We start from the raw sequence: 14,026 nt of genomic DNA on the forward strand, positions 1-14,026 counted from the left end.
GTCCGACACGGCCGTCTCCTCTCGGATCAGGCCGGACCCTCACACACCGTTAAACCGACAGTCCCGGCTCGCCGGTGTCGGGCAGGCTCCACGGGGCGACGCGTCTCGCTGGCACCGTGAGCTCGGGGTAAGTGCGATAGCTGCGCCCTGACGGCGCGCGCCACTCGAGAACCCCGTCGAGGTACTGCCGGAGCGACCACCCGGCTTCGTGTTTGAGGTGGTGGTGGTTTCCGCACAGGTGCGCGAGCTCGCGCAGCGCCGTAGGGCCGCCGCGGGCGTAGCCGGTGGTGTGATCGATCTCAGTGCGCGCGGCCGGCACGCCGCATGCGGGCGCCCGGCAGTGCTGGTCTCTGAGTTTCAGCACGCGTTTCAACTCGGCGGGTACGCGATAGGTGGTTCGGTCGAAGTCGAGGATCGCGCTCGTGATGGGGTCGGTGAGGATACGCCGCAGGCTGGGAGCGAGCGCGACGAGCTCGCGGGCCCGCGCAGGGTCGATGGCGCCCAGGCCGGGGATGATGCCGGGTTCGTCGTCTTTGCCGGCCAGTGTGGATGCCGGAACGAGGACGTCGACGGTGATGGCCGCGCGGTTCTTGACGGGCGCCGCGGGGGTCTCGACGCCGTCTCTGCGGCAATCGCCGATGGTGATCTGGCCGTCGAGGAGCAGTTCGACGGCGAAGTCGGCCTCGAGCTGGGCGGCGGTGCGCGAGTCGCCGGCCTCGCGGGCCTCGTGCGCGGCGTTCTCGAGCCCGGCCTTGATGCGGGCGGCATCACTGAGCTCGAGGTACACGTCGAGGTGGGCCATGCCGTCGCGCGCCGGGGCGAGGTCGATGCGGCGGCCGGCGAAGGCGCGCTCGTGCCTCTTCTTCAGCGACTCGGTCTCGAGCATCTCGAGCAGCTGCTTGGACCTCTTCCGGAAGGCCGCCACGCCGAGTCGGGCAGCCCACGGCAGCAGCACCTTCTCGGCCTCGCGCCGCTCGACGCCGAGGTGCGCGGTCTCGATGACGATCTCGTGTGCGTGAGCGCGGGAGATGTCGCCGGCCTCGAGAGCGGCGAGCGTGTCACGCAGCTCGTTGACCAGCGTCCACGCTTCCGCAAGGCGCTGCTCGGCGGTCTGGATCGAGACGCGCAGCGATGCGGCCAGCTCGGTCGCGAGCGAGCGCACCTTCAAGTCGTGCCGCCGGGTGACCTCGGCCGGGTCGCCGGCATCGATCGCGTCTTCGCCGGCCGACCCTTCCGCCTCGAGGAGCAGCTCGCCCAGCATCCGTATCTCGGCAGCCTCGATCTTCGCGATCTGGCGGCGCCCCTCGCAGACCCGCTCGAGCTGCTCGGCCTGCCAGGAGGCGCCGAGCTCGGTCACAGGCAGCGCCGCGCCGAAGCCGAACGCGTCTTCGAATGTCATGTCGACAGTCAAGCAGGGGCCACCGACATTCATCGGGGGATACCCGAAACCTGGGGATAACCCTGCTGCATCGTCGCGAATTAGGTTGTGCACAACTGAATTGCGTGCAAGTATCGAGTCATGGCCCGCACGACCGCCGCCGAGGCACTCGACCCGATGCTCTGCTTCGCCGTGTATTCGGTCGAGCGCCAGTTCGGGCAGATCTACCGCGAGCTGCTCGCCCCGTGGAAGCTCAGCTACACGCAGTACCTCGCGCTCATCGCGCTCTGGAACGAGGAGACGCTCACGGTCGGCCGGCTGGGCGAGCTGCTCGGCCTCGACTCGGGCACCCTGTCGCCGCTGCTCAAGCGCCTCGAGTCGCGCGGTCTCGTCACCCGCAGCCGTGCCGCCGCAGACGAGCGCGTGGTCGAGATCACGTTGACGGATGCCGGCCGCGGCCTCAGCAGCGAGCTCGACGACATCCCCGCCTGCTTCGGCGAGCGCACCGGGCTCAGCCACGACGAATACCTGCAATTGCTCACGCTCGCGAAGACACTGAGCGAGCGGATGCGCGACCCTTCGGTGCAGCCGAAGCCGAACCACCCACAAGGAAAGGGCAAGTAATGGACATCCTCTACACCGCTGAGGCGCTCTCGACCGGCGAGGGCCGCAACGGCCACGTCACGACGACCGACGGTCGCGTCGACCTCGACATGGCGATTCCGCAGGCGATGGGCGGCTCGGGCAACGGCGCCAACCCGGAAGAGCTCTTCGCGGCGGGCTACGCCGCGTGCTTCCACTCGGCGCTGCTCGGCGTCGCCCGCTCGCAGAAGGTGAAGCTCGAGGACGAGACCGTCGGCGCCCGGGTGCACATCGGCCCGAACGGCGAGGGCGGTTTCCAGCTCGCCGTCGAGCTCGAGGTCACGATTCCGACTCTGCCGCACGACGAGGCGCAGGCGCTCGCGGATGCCGCGCACACGGTCTGCCCGTACAGCAACGCCACCCGCGGCAACATCGACGTGACCATCACGGTCACCGACGACTGAGTCTCAGACCGCGGTTCTCTCATGGGCGGTAGATGAGCTCGAACCGTTCGCAGACCACCAGCATGTCGGGTGCGAAGCCGCGCGCAGAATGCTCGCGCCAGAAGTTCTCGTGAACGCGCCGCCAGTGGGCCAGGCTGCGGTCACCCTCACCCTCGGCGAACGCGTGGCTTTCGTCGACCTCGTTGAAGGGCACCACCGTAACGGCGACGGTCTGAACGACGGCCCGTGGCTCTGCGGCACCGTCGAGAATCACACTGAGCTCGCCCACGGCCGGTAGCGGCTCGCCCTCCACAGCGTAGTCCCATGCCGATGACGCCGTGCCGGTCTTCGAACCGCCGAGGACAAGCGCGAGGAGCTCGTCAGCCTGCTCGGCGGTCGCGCCGAACGACCAGGCGCCCGGTAGCGGTTCCGGCAGCGCCGGCACTTCCGCACGCGCACGGGCCCAGAACTCAGCGAGCTTCGAAACGGTCACGGCGGTTCACGCGAAGCTCTGCGTGCCGACCACTCCGAGCAGCGCGATCTTCTCGGCGGCCTCGGTGCGCGGGGGAGCGGTGAGCACCAGCAGGGCCTGCGACTGGTCTTCCGTGAACAGCACCTGGCAGTCCAGCTCGATCGGCCCGAGCTCGGGGTGCACGAGCACCTTGTGGTCTTCGAAACGGCGCGCGACCTCGTGCCTCTCCCAGAGAGACGCGAACTCGGGGCTCGCGGTCGAGAGCGCGCGCACGAGCTCGCCCGCCCGAGACCGCGGCCCGTCCGCGCCGTAGGCGGCGCGCAGATTGGCGACGAGGGCCCGGCTCTGCCGGTCGCGGTCGCCCACGGGGTAGAGCTCGCGCGCCCCCGGCTCGGTGAACCAGCGCCACACGTCGCTGCGGGCAAAGCCGGTGCGCCCGGACACGTCGCCGAACAGGGCCACCGCGAAGCGATTCGCCACGAGGGTCTCGCCGAGGTTCGACAGGATCAGCGCCGGCGTGTCGTCCAGCCGGTCGAGCACGCGCAGCAGCGCCGGCGCGACGTGCGGCAGACCGCCGGCGCGATCGGGCGCCGCGTGCCCCGCGACGCGGAACAGGTAGTCGCGCTCGTCATCCGTCAGCCGCAGCGCGCGTGCGAGCGCCGCGAGCATCTGCTCGCTGGGCTGCGGCCCGCGGCCCTGCTCGAGCCGCGTGTAGTAGTCGGCCGACATCCCCGTGAGCGACGCGACCTCCTCGCGCCGCAGCCCGGGCGCGCGGCGCCGCGCACCTTCCGCCAGCCCGACGTCGGCCGGCTGCAGCTCAGCGCGGCGGCGGCGCAGGAAGTCGGCGAGAGCGGTGCGATCCATGCATCCGATCATCACACCCGCGTGCGCGCCCAACCAGGGATCGCGGGTCCCACGATCGCTGCGTCCCTTTTCACGACGAGCGGATGCCTGCACCGTGGAGTCATGAACATCAGCGGAAACACCATCTTCATCCCCGGCGCGACGAGTGGCATCGGACTCGCTCTCGCCCTCCGCTTCAAGGACGCGGGCAACACGGTGATCATCGGCGGCCGCCGCGCGGCCCTGCTCGACGAGCTGGCGCAGCAGCACGGCTTCGACACGGTGCAGCTGGACACGTCGGATGCCGCGAGCATCACCGCTGCCGCCGCGGAGCTCATCGCCCGGCATCCCGACCTCAACGTCCTCATTGCGATGGCGGGCATCATGCACGCAGAGGACTGGCACCGCGCCGAAGGCTTCCTCGCCTCCGCCGAGCAGACGATCACCACCAACCTGCTCGGCCCGATCCGCCTCATCGGCGCCTTCATCGAGCACCTCCAGACCCGGCCGGATGCGACGATCATGACCGTCTCGAGCGGGCTCGCACACACGCCGCTCGCCTTCACGCCGAGCTACAACGCGACCAAGGCGGCGATCCACATGCTCTCCGAGTCGATCCGCCTGCAGCTCGCCGACACGAGCGTGAAGGTCACCGAGCTCGTGCCGCCGCTCGTGGCCACCGAGCTGATGCCAGGGCAGTCGCAGGACCCGAACGCGCTGCCCCTGGATGCCTTCGTCGACGAGGTCATGCAGCTCATCGAGGCGCAGCCGGATGCCCACGAGATCCTGGTCGAGCGGGTGCACTTCCTGCGCTACGGCGAGGCGCGCGGGGACTACGACCAGGTCGTCGCCGCCCTCAACGGCGGCCATCGGGACGTCACGGCCTGATCGGCACGGCGTACGCCTAAGGAGCCCCGCGGCTGGGTACCCTCATGCGCATGGCCTTCTTGCACAGGAACAAGGTGCCCAGCGGCGGTGCGCTGCCGCGCAATGTCGCAGTAGCCAAGGCGGAGACCACGGTCGCCTGGGGCGACGGGTTCGGCCGCTTCGCCACGCGCTGCATCCAGATCATCGCGGTCCTCATCGTCGCGGCGGTGCTCGTGCTCGCCATCACGCAGGTGAGCCTCGTGTTCATTCCCGTGACCCTCGCGCTCATCCTGGCGTGCGCGATCCACCCCTTCATGGCCTGGATGCGCCGCCACGGCGTGCCGTCGATGCTCGCGACCTGGATCGCGCTGTTCTCGATCCTCATCGTCATCGGCGGCCTGACGACGCTGATCGTGTGGGCGGTGCATTCGCAGTGGGGCGAGCTCCAGCAGAACGCGACGGACGGCATCAACCGCCTGGAGGGCTACTTCAACCAGCTTCCCGCCAACCTGATCAGCCAGCAGAACCTGCATGACGCGCAGAACGCGGTCGTCGACTTCATCACCTCGGCGCAGTTCGGGCGCGGCGCGCTCGCCGGCGCCGGGGCGGCGGCCGAGGGCGTCACCGGCCTCTTCCTCACGATCGTCACGCTGTTCTTCTTCATGAAGGACGGCCCGAAGATCTGGGAGTTCCTGCTGCGCCCCCTGCACGGCGAGACCTACAAGCGCGCACAGCGCATCGGCGAGAAGACGGTCACGGTGCTCGGCGGCTACGTGCGCGGCACGGCGATGGTCGCCGCGGCCGACGCGGTCGGCATCGGCATCGGCCTCGCGATCGTGGGGGTTCCGCTGGCGTTCCCGCTCGCGGTCATCGTCTTCATCACGGCGTTCATCCCCATCGTCGGCGCGGTGCTGGCCGGCGTGCTCGCCGCCCTCGTGGCACTGGTCGCGAACGGACCGGTCGCGGCGATCATCGTGATCGCGATCGTGGTGCTCGTGAACCAGCTCGAGAGCCACCTGCTGCAGCCGCAGATCATGGGGCACTCGCTCAACCTGCACCCGCTCGTGATCCTGCTCTCACTGGCCGCGGGCTCGCTCATCGGCGGCATCGTGGGCGCGGTGCTGGCGGTGCCGATCGCCGCGACGGCGTGGGGCATCACCACCGTCTGGAACTCCGAGACGGGCGGACCCTTCGCCACCAGAGCCGCGGAAGAGGCGCCCCCGGCGCGGAACTAGCGCTTCGCCGGCGTCAGGAAGCGCCCCGCGGCGGCATCCTCGATCGCCTGCTTCTTCAAGATGAAGTGCTGCTTCTTCCCGGTCGCGGTGTAGGGGAGCTCGTCGACGAAGGCGTAGCGGCGCGGCCGCTTGAAGTCCGCGAGGCCGGGATGCGCGCGGCAGTGCGCGTCGAGGTCGTTCGCCGCCGCCTGGGCGTCGCCGAGCTTCCCCGGCTTCACGCGCACATAGGCGACGACGAGCTCGCCCCACTCGTCGTCGGCGAGGCCGGTCACGATCGAGTCGGCGACGCCGGGGTGCTCCGCGAGAGCCTCCTCGACCTGCACCGGGTGGACGTTCTCGCCGCCCGAGATGAGCATGTCGTCCTTGCGGCCGACGATCGTGACGATCTCGTTCTCGTCCCACGTGGCCAGGTCGCCCGGGTACATCCAGCCGCCGCGGAACTTCTCGGCGGTGCGCTCGGGGTCGGTGTAGGCATAGCCCGCCTTGACCGTGCGCATGATGACCTCGCCGACGGTGTGACCGTCCTTCGGCACAAGGTCGCCGGGCTCGGCGAAGCGGTCCTCATAGACGTTCACCACGGCGACGTCGTCGTCGATGCACGCGCGGCCCGCGCTGCCGGCGAAGGCCGGCAGATCCTCGGGGCGCAGGAAGGTGTTCCAGAACGCCTCGGTCGTGCCGTAGCCGTTCATCAGCCGCGGGTGCAGCGTCTGCTGGTAGCGGATTGCCGCTGCCTTCTCGAGCGGCGCCCCCATCGTCACGATGCCGCGCAGTGAGGAGATGTCGCGCGGCGTGGACTCCTGCTCGTCGGCCAGGCGCTCGAGGTTCGTCGGCGCGCCGATCACGTAGGTCAGCTTCGAGTTCTGAACAGCGTCGAGCACGACGGCCTCGTCGAAGCGGCGCAGGCACACGGATTCGGCACCCACGAAGAGCACGGGGTTGGGCCCCGCGCAGTAGTTGCCGCCGCGGTGGAACCACGGCGACATGTTCATCGTCTTGTCGGTGCTCGAGAGGGGGAACGCCATGATGACGTCGTGCGCCGACAAGGTCTCGTTGAGGGACGTGAGCGGCACCGCCTTCGGCATTCCCGTCGTGCCGCTCGTGTAGAGCCGGCTGGACTCGTCCCACACGCTGCCGTCTTCGGCGGCACGGAAGCTCGGGGCATCCTCGACGAGCAGGTCCTCGAACGCGATCGACCCGGGAATCAGCTCGCCGCTTCCCACGCCCGCCACGACGGCGGGCCGGTGCGTCGCGAGTTCGAGCGCCTGGGCTACCAGGGATGCCTGCTCGCGCTCGTACACGAAGACCTTCGGCTTCGACTCGTCGAGGATGAAGGCGGTCTCGCCGGGGGAGAGGCGGAAGTTCATCGGTGAGCTGACCGCCCGCAGGCCCTGGGCCGCGACATAGAGGAACGCGAACTCGGGCGAGTTCATCAGCTGGTAGGCGACGAGGTCGCCCGTGCCGACTCCGGCACGGCGAAGGCCCGCGACCAGTCGTCCGGTGACGACGCCGAGTTCGGCGTACGTCCACGAACGCCCCGTCTCGGGGTCGCTGATCGCGGGCCTGTGCGCGTACCGATGGGTGTTGCGCTCGAAGGCGGTCGCCCAGGTGAAGTGATGCTCGAAGACGCCCTGAAGTTGGCTGATGTCGTAGCCGGTTCCGTTGGCGGAGAACAGGGGCTGATCAGCAGGCGTCGTCGTCATACGACGAGTCTATTGACGCTCAGTCGCGGTCGGTCGCCTTGTCGAACGCGTCCTTGATCGAGTCGCCGGCCTTCTTGACCTTCGCGCCCACCTGGTCAGCCTTGCCCTCGTTCTCGAGCTTCTCGTCGTCGGTGAGCTTGCCTGCGGCTTCCTTGCCCTTGCCGATCGCGTCGTCGGCGGCGTGGCGGCCCTTGTCTGACATCGACATGATGTGCTCCCCTCTGTGTCTGTGTCAGAGGGGCGATACCCGGCGGGGTGCGCCTAGAAACGCGGGCGCTCGGCCTGCTCGGCGGCGACGACCGCGAAGACCGCGGCGGCTGCCATGAGAGCGACCAGAGCGGCCTGCACGATCACCTGGACGATCGGGATGAGCGGCAGGCCCGAGAGGATGCACCATGCGGCGGCGATGACCAGCAGGCCGAGCCAGCCGAGCGTCTTGCGCGCAAAGAACGCGACACCGACGACGAGCGCGGCCGCGACCGAGGTCTGGAAGAGCGGGGTGGAGAGATCGCCGTGGCCGATCCAGGTCACGACGAGCGTGTAGACCCAGAACAGGAACACGAGGACCGCGAGGAGCGTGACGAGCAGACCGCCGAGAGCGGACGGGATGCGGCGCGCCAGGAACGCGACGAAGGACTGGTTCTGAACGCCGTCGTCGTGGGTGACGGCCGGGGATGCTGCATTCACGGTCACAGCCACAGCTTATCGAGTCAGCTCGGTGTCCGAGAGCGCGTCGACCGCGCGCACGAATGCGAGGTGCGAGAGCGCCTGCGGCGTGTTGCCGGCCTGGCGCTTCGCCCGGGGATCGTATTCCTCGGAGAGGAGCCCCACGTCGTTCGCGATTCTCCCGACCCGGTCGAGCAGCGCGAGCGCGTCGTCGCGCCTGCCCGAGCGGGCGTACTGCTCGGCGAGCCACAGCGAGCACGCGGTGAATGGGTTCTCGCCGGCCGGCAGCCCGTCCACCCCGCTCTCGGTCACGTAGCGGTCGACGAATCCGTCATGCATGAGCTCGGACTCGATGCGGGCGACCGTCGCGAGCATGCGCGGGTCGTCGGGCGCGCAGAAGCCGACCTGGGGCAGCTGCAGCAGCGCGGCATCCACATGCGGCGCGCCCGCGTACTGCACGAACGCGCCCGTCGCGTGATCGACGTGGTCGCGGTCGATGGCGTCGCGGATGCCGTCGCGCAGCTCCCGCCAGCGCCGTGCGGGCCCCTTGAGCCCGTACTTCTCGACGGCCTCGACGCCGCGGTCGAACGCGGCCCAGGACATGGCGCGCGAGTGCGTGAACGCGCGCGGCTCGCCGCGGATCTCCCAGATGCCCTGGTCGGGCGTCGCCCAGACGCTCTCGAGGTGCTCGAGCAGGGCGCGCTGCAGTCCCCACGAGACGGCGTCTTCGGCCAGTCCCGTCTCGCGCGCCGCCGAGAACGCCAGCATCACCTCGCCGATCACGTCGGCCTGGAACTGCTCAGAGGCGGCGTTCCCGACGCGGACCGGGTGCGCCCGCTCGGAGCCCGGGCCCTGGTAGCCGGGCAGGGAGGCCAGTTCGCGCTCGGGCAGCCACCGCTCGCCGCCGAGGCCGTACATGATCTGCACGTCGGCGGGGTCGCCCGCGATCGCCCGCAGCATCCACTGCCGCCACCTGTCGACCACGTGGTTGTAGCCGTGCTGGGCGAGCACATTGATCGTGAGGGCCGCGTCCCGCAGCCAGACGAAGCGGTAGTCCCAGTTGCGGCCGCCGCCGAACTGCTCGGGCAGCGAGGTCGTCGCGGCGGCCGCGATGCCGCCGGTCGACTCGTGCGTGAGCACCCGCAGCACCAGCAGAGAGCGCTGCACGAGCTTGCGATAGCGCTCGGGCACTTCTCGCGAGCGATCGGCGGGGCGCCCGCGGTCGAGCCACTGCTGCCACCACTCGTGCGTGTGGGCAAGCGCGGCGTCGACGTCGAGGGGCTCGGGCAGCGGGCGGTGGCTGGGGAACCAGGTGAGCACGATGTCGACCGTCTCGCCGGCGGCGACCTCGAAGCGACCGGCGTGCTCGTGGTCGTGGCCGCGCAGGGCCGGCCCGCGCAGCACGGCGGCGTTCGGCCCCGCGATCGCGACGAGCTCGACCGGGTCGCGATCGCGGTTCTGACTGACCCACGGCACGGTCGCGCCGTAGTCGAAGCGCAGCCGCAGCTGCTGGGCGAGCTCGACCGAGCCGCTGACGCCGCGCACGCGCCGCACCAGATCGACGCGGCCGCGCCCGATCGGCATCACGTCGGTGACCTCGACGACGCCACCCGCGGTGGCCCAGCGGGTGACGAGCGTGAAGCCGGCGCCGTCGTAGCGGCGGGTGCTCGAGGCATCCGGGTCGCTCGGCGCGAGCAGCCAGCGCCCGTCGTCCTCATCGCCGAGCAGCGCGCCGAAGACGCTGGGGGAGTCGAAGCGGGGCAGGCACAGCCAGTCGAGCGAGCCGTCACGGCCCACCAGGCCGGCGGTGAAGCAGTCGCCGATGAGCGCGTAGTCCTCGATCGCCAGAGCCATGCGCCGTACGCTACGGGGCGAAGCTATGCGGCCTTGTTCTGATCGACGCTGCTCTGCTCGATGCTGCGCTGGTCGATCACGGCCACCTCGCCGGTCACGGGGCGCTTGAGATCGGCCCAGCGGGTGATCGGCGCGGGCTCCCAGCGAAGCGCGGCCGGCTCGTCGGCGGTCTCTTCCACCGGCTCGGCCTCGGCCGCTGCCCGCGGGGCGCGCAGCAGGCCGAGCGGCCCCTGCGCGTCGGCGGGCGCGGCGGCCTCACGGGCGGCGGCGACGGCTGCCGTCACCGAGGTCGCGAGCGAGTGCACGAGCACGTCGTGGAAGATCAGGTCGTCCTGCCCGGGGGAGCGCCGCGCGACCGTCCAGTCGCCGGCCTCGCCGAACACGTCGTTCAGGCTGCGCTGCACGGCGGCGAAGATGAGCTCGTCGGTGAGCTGGGGCACGGCGACGGGCGCGGTCGCCTGCATGGCGCTGGTCAGCGCAGCCGCGGCCGGAGCGGGGGCGGCATGCTTACGGCGACCGAATAACATGCCTGTAATTTTCGAGGGCTTTCAGCGGCGATCGGTGGAGACACGCCGTGCGGATTCCTCACGGATCGTGATCAGCGCGGCCGCGGTCCCGAGGGCCCACCCGGCCCAGAGCACCCACGAGCGCTGCCCGAGCTGCGGCTTCCTCGTCGCCTTGACGACGGGCAGGACCGCGAGTGCCGAGGCGTACAGCCGAGGGCTCAGCACGTACTTCCGGATAGTCATGCCTTCACGCTAGCCGTGGTGTGGACTCGGGCGTACTGCAGCGTCTCGACGAGCATGGCGAGTCGCTCATCGTCGCTGCGCGCCTTGCGCGTGTTCACCTCGGCGACGATCGCACCGTCCCAGTTCTGCGCGGCGAGCAGCGCGAGCACCTCGGCGACGGGCTGCGTGCCGCGGCCGGGCAGCGCGTGCTCGTCGAAGATGCGCCCTTCGTCGTTGCTCGCCGAGCCGTCGCACAGATGCACATGGCGCAGCCGCTGCCCGAAGCCTGCGGCGAGCTCGAGGCTGCTCTGCCCCGAGAGCGCCGCGTGCGAGAAGTCGAGGGTCACGGCGTCGCAGTCGAAGTGCGTCGGATCCCACCCGGGCATGTAAGCCTTCATCGCACGACCCGCGGCCTTCCACGGGAACATGTTCTCGACGGCGATCTGCACGCCGGCATCCGTCGCGATCTCACGCACGATCTGCAGGAAGTCGACCGCGTACTCGGCCTGCCAGCGGAACGGCGGGTGAACGACGACCGTGGCGGCGCCGACGGATGCCGCGAGCTCGGCGCTCTTGGCGAGCTTCACCCGCGGATCGCGGCCCCAGACGAAGTGCGTGAGCAGCAGGACGGGCGCGTGGATCGACATGATCGGCGCCTCGTAGCGCTCGGAGAGCCGCAGCAGGGCGTCGGTGCTCTGCGTCTTCTCGTCGCGGGTGACCATGACCTCGACGCCGTCATAGCCGGCCTCGCGCGCAAGGCGGAACCCGTGCTCCACCGGCAGCGGATACACGCAGGACGTGCTCATCCCGATGCGCATCATGTGATCTCCAAGGCTACGCCGGATGCCTGAACGGCCGGTGGCCGTCCGCTGACGGCTCGTGGCCGCCTGATAGCCTGGCGAGGAGCCTGGAGGTGCCGCATTTCCGCAGTGAAATCCGCAGAGAGCGAGCAATACGAACTGGTCATCGTGTCGAACCGCCTGCCGGTCGACCACGTCTCGGGTGAGGGGGACGACGCCGTCTGGCGCACCTCGCCCGGCGGTCTGGTGGCCGCCCTCGAGCCGGTCATGCGCGAGCGCGACGGCGTCTGGATCGGCTGGCCGGGCATGCCCGACGTGCACTTCGAGCCGTTCGAGGCCGACGGCATCGACCTCATTCCGGTGCCGCTGTCGGCCGAAGAGGTCGAGGACTACTACGAGGGCTTCAGCAACGACACCCTGTGGCCGCTCTACCACGACGTGATCTCGCCGCCGAGCTATCACCGCGAGTGGTGGGAGGCGTACCAGCGGGTCAACCGGCGCTTCGCCGACGCGGCCATCGAGGTCGCCGCCCCGAACGCGATCGTCTGGGTGCACGACTACCAGCTGCAGCTCGTGCCGAAGATGCTGCGCGACGCCCGGCCCGACCTGATCATCGGATTTTTCAACCACATCCCGTTCCCGCCGTACGGTATCTACTCGCAGCTGCCCTGGCGCCGCCAGATCGTCGACGGGCTGCTCGGAGCAGACGTCGTCGGCTTCCAGCGCGTCGCCGACGCGGGGAACTTCGCGAGGGCCGTGCGCCGGCTGCACGGCTTCGAGACGCGCGGCAACATCATCAACGTGCCCCTTGAGGACGGGCAGCTCGAGCAGACGGTGCGCCACCGCGCGACCGGCCGCCGCGGGCATCCGATCAGAACGGTGCTCGCGCGCCCGTTCCCGATCTCGATCGACGCGCAGGAGTACCAGAAGCTCGCCGCCGACCCGCAGATCCGGGCGCGCGCCCGCGAGATCCGCGAGGAACTCGGCAACCCGCGCGTGCTGATGCTCGGCGTCGACCGGCTCGACTACACGAAGGGCATCCGCCACCGCATGAAGGCGTTCGGCGAGCTGCTCGAAGACGGCGCGTTCACCTCGGAGGAAGTCGCGCTCGTCCAGGTCGCGAGCCCGAGCCGCGAGCGCGTCGACGCCTACGCCCAGCTGCGCGACGAGGTCGAGATCATGGTCAGCCGCATCAACGGCGACTTCTCGCAGCTCGGCCACCCCGGCATCCACTACCTGCATCAGGGCTACCCGCGGGAAGAGATGGTCGCGCTCTATCTCGCCGCCGACGTCATGCTCGTCACGGCGCTGCGCGACGGCATGAACCTCGTCGCCAAGGAATACGTCGCGAGCCGCACCGACCAGGACGGGGTGCTGATCCTCTCCGAGTTCGCCGGGGCCTCCGACGAGCTGCGCCAGGCGCTGCTCGTGAACCCGCACGACATCGACGGGCTCAAGTCGGCGATCGTGCACGCGATCCGCATGCCGCAGCGCGAGCGCACCCGCCGCATGCGCGCCCTGCGCAAGCGCGTGCTCAGCCACGACGTGCAGCGCTGGAGCGCGACCTTCCTCGATGCGCTGACCCGCGAGGACCACAACGACCCGGCGAACCACCTCGACATTCCGAAGCGGACCGTCGCCCCGCTCGGCTACGGGGACTGAGCGCGTGGGTGTCGAGAGCATCGCGGCCGCCGAGCGCCTGCTCGTGGCCCTCGACTTCGACGGCACCGTCGCGCCGCTCGTCGACGACCCCTCGACGTCGCGCGTGACGCCCGCGGCCGCCGAGGCGATCGCCCGCCTCGGCGCACTGCCCGCGACCTGGGTCGCGTTCGTCTCGGGGCGCCCGCTCGCGTCTCTCGCGCAGCTCACCGGGGCCGGGCCGGATGCCCTGCTGATCGGCTCGCACGGGGTCGAGGTCTCCCTTCGCGGCCGGCTCGCCGATGCCGAGCTCAGCGATGACGAGCGGGCGCGGATGGCGCGGCTCGAGGCGGCCCTCATCGAGCTCGTGACCGCCGTGCCGGGGGCACGCCTCGAGCACAAGCCCGTCGGCTACGGCGTGCACACCCGCCTCGTCGAGCGCACTGAGCTCGTGGCGCCGCTGCAGCAGGCCGCTCGTGAAGCCGCAGACGCCATCGGCGGCTTCACCACCAGGGTCGGCAAGGACATCGTCGAGTTCAGCGTGCGCGCGGTGAACAAGGGCGACGGCGTGCGGATGCTGCGCGAGCTGCTCGCCGACGAGGCGGGCGGCCCCGTCGCCGTGCTCTACGCGGGCGACGACGTCACCGACGAGGACGCGTTCGCCGTGCTCGGCGAGGGTGACCTCGGAGTGAAGGTGGGCGAGGGGCCGACGGCGGCGACGGCGCGCGTGGCCGACGTCGAGGCGTTCGCGACGCTGCTGTCCGAGCTGGCGACGGTGCGCGAGGCATCCGCTCGGTCTCTCTGACGCCTCACGGCTCAC

General features: G+C 70.3%; 16 protein-coding genes. 6 read left to right on the forward strand and 10 right to left on the reverse strand.

Annotated features, from left to right (window positions below; translation table 11 throughout):
- Positions 1-49: 49 nt before the first annotated feature.
- On the reverse strand, positions 50-1,399 hold the full coding sequence (locus tag ABD716_RS05590) for an HNH endonuclease signature motif containing protein (RefSeq protein ID WP_344774675.1): 1,350 nt from the start codon (positions 1,397-1,399) through the stop codon (positions 50-52).
- Positions 1,400-1,519: 120 nt separating this feature from the next.
- On the opposite strand from ABD716_RS05590, the gene ABD716_RS05595 reads away from it, so the two are divergent.
- Positions 1,520-2,002: a MarR family winged helix-turn-helix transcriptional regulator gene (locus ABD716_RS05595; protein ID WP_344774677.1), complete on the forward strand. Its 483-nt coding sequence runs from the start codon at positions 1,520-1,522 to the stop codon at positions 2,000-2,002.
- The gene (locus ABD716_RS05600) at positions 2,002-2,424 is read left to right on the forward strand and encodes an organic hydroperoxide resistance protein (RefSeq protein ID WP_344774679.1); all 423 of its coding nucleotides are present in this window, start codon (positions 2,002-2,004) and stop codon (positions 2,422-2,424) included. Before ABD716_RS05595 ends, ABD716_RS05600 begins: the two co-directional genes overlap by 1 nt.
- 19 nt (positions 2,425-2,443) lie before the next feature.
- Here ABD716_RS05600 and ABD716_RS05605 read toward each other — a convergent pair whose 3' ends face one another.
- Together ABD716_RS05605 and ABD716_RS05610 are read right to left on the reverse strand one after the other, a co-directional pair.
- Positions 2,444-2,848: an ASCH domain-containing protein gene (locus ABD716_RS05605; RefSeq protein WP_344774681.1), complete on the reverse strand. Its 405-nt coding sequence runs from the start codon at positions 2,846-2,848 to the stop codon at positions 2,444-2,446.
- A gap of 54 nt (positions 2,849-2,902) precedes the next feature.
- Entirely contained in the window at positions 2,903-3,739 is an 837-nt protein-coding gene (locus ABD716_RS05610) for a helix-turn-helix transcriptional regulator (protein ID WP_344774683.1), read from the reverse strand.
- Positions 3,740-3,841: 102 nt separating this feature from the next.
- Here ABD716_RS05610 and ABD716_RS05615 point away from each other — a divergent pair, with 102 nt between their 5' ends.
- Both ABD716_RS05615 and ABD716_RS05620 read left to right on the forward strand, forming a co-directional pair.
- Positions 3,842-4,606: an SDR family oxidoreductase gene (locus tag ABD716_RS05615; protein WP_344774685.1), complete on the forward strand. Its 765-nt coding sequence runs from the start codon at positions 3,842-3,844 to the stop codon at positions 4,604-4,606.
- Between the two features lie 50 nt (positions 4,607-4,656).
- A complete protein-coding gene (locus ABD716_RS05620) occupies positions 4,657-5,820 on the forward strand; it encodes an AI-2E family transporter (RefSeq protein WP_344774687.1) in 1,164 nt (387 codons plus the stop codon).
- Here the strand turns inward: ABD716_RS05620 and ABD716_RS05625 are convergent.
- Genes ABD716_RS05625 through ABD716_RS05655 form a run of 7 tightly spaced genes read right to left on the reverse strand, consistent with a single transcriptional unit; the run spans position 5,817 to position 11,589 of the window.
- Positions 5,817-7,520: a class I adenylate-forming enzyme family protein gene (locus ABD716_RS05625; RefSeq protein WP_344774689.1), complete on the reverse strand. Its 1,704-nt coding sequence runs from the start codon at positions 7,518-7,520 to the stop codon at positions 5,817-5,819. The two genes, ABD716_RS05620 and ABD716_RS05625, sit on opposite strands and share 4 nt — an antisense overlap.
- A gap of 19 nt (positions 7,521-7,539) precedes the next feature.
- Entirely contained in the window at positions 7,540-7,728 is a 189-nt protein-coding gene (locus ABD716_RS05630) for a CsbD family protein (protein ID WP_344774691.1), read from the reverse strand.
- 53 nt (positions 7,729-7,781) lie between these two features.
- Positions 7,782-8,213 (reverse strand): hypothetical protein, encoded by a 432-nt coding sequence (locus tag ABD716_RS05635; protein ID WP_344774693.1) that lies wholly within the window; start codon positions 8,211-8,213, stop codon positions 7,782-7,784.
- A 9-nt stretch (positions 8,214-8,222) separates the two neighbouring features.
- Complete coding sequence (locus ABD716_RS05640) at positions 8,223-10,040, reverse strand: glycoside hydrolase family 15 protein (RefSeq protein ID WP_344774695.1); 1,818 nt, start codon at positions 10,038-10,040, stop codon at positions 8,223-8,225.
- A gap of 23 nt (positions 10,041-10,063) precedes the next feature.
- Entirely contained in the window at positions 10,064-10,567 is a 504-nt protein-coding gene (locus ABD716_RS05645) for a hypothetical protein (RefSeq protein ID WP_344774697.1), read from the reverse strand.
- A 21-nt stretch (positions 10,568-10,588) separates the two neighbouring features.
- Complete coding sequence (locus tag ABD716_RS05650; RefSeq protein ID WP_344774699.1) at positions 10,589-10,789, reverse strand: hypothetical protein; 201 nt, start codon at positions 10,787-10,789, stop codon at positions 10,589-10,591.
- Entirely contained in the window at positions 10,786-11,589 is an 804-nt protein-coding gene (locus ABD716_RS05655; RefSeq protein WP_344774701.1) for a sugar phosphate isomerase/epimerase family protein, read from the reverse strand. Before ABD716_RS05655 ends, ABD716_RS05650 begins: the two co-directional genes overlap by 4 nt.
- 108 nt (positions 11,590-11,697) lie before the next feature.
- Between ABD716_RS05655 and otsA the strand changes: the two genes are divergently transcribed.
- The gene (gene otsA / locus ABD716_RS05660; protein ID WP_344774703.1) at positions 11,698-13,230 is read left to right on the forward strand and encodes an alpha,alpha-trehalose-phosphate synthase (UDP-forming); all 1,533 of its coding nucleotides are present in this window, start codon (positions 11,698-11,700) and stop codon (positions 13,228-13,230) included.
- A 4-nt stretch (positions 13,231-13,234) separates the two neighbouring features.
- Positions 13,235-14,011: a trehalose-phosphatase gene (otsB, locus tag ABD716_RS05665; RefSeq protein WP_344774705.1), complete on the forward strand. Its 777-nt coding sequence runs from the start codon at positions 13,235-13,237 to the stop codon at positions 14,009-14,011.
- The last annotated feature ends 15 nt before the right edge of the window (positions 14,012-14,026 follow it).

Source organism: Gryllotalpicola kribbensis (assembly GCF_039538245.1).
Classification (GTDB): domain Bacteria; phylum Actinomycetota; class Actinomycetes; order Actinomycetales; family Microbacteriaceae; genus Gryllotalpicola; species Gryllotalpicola kribbensis.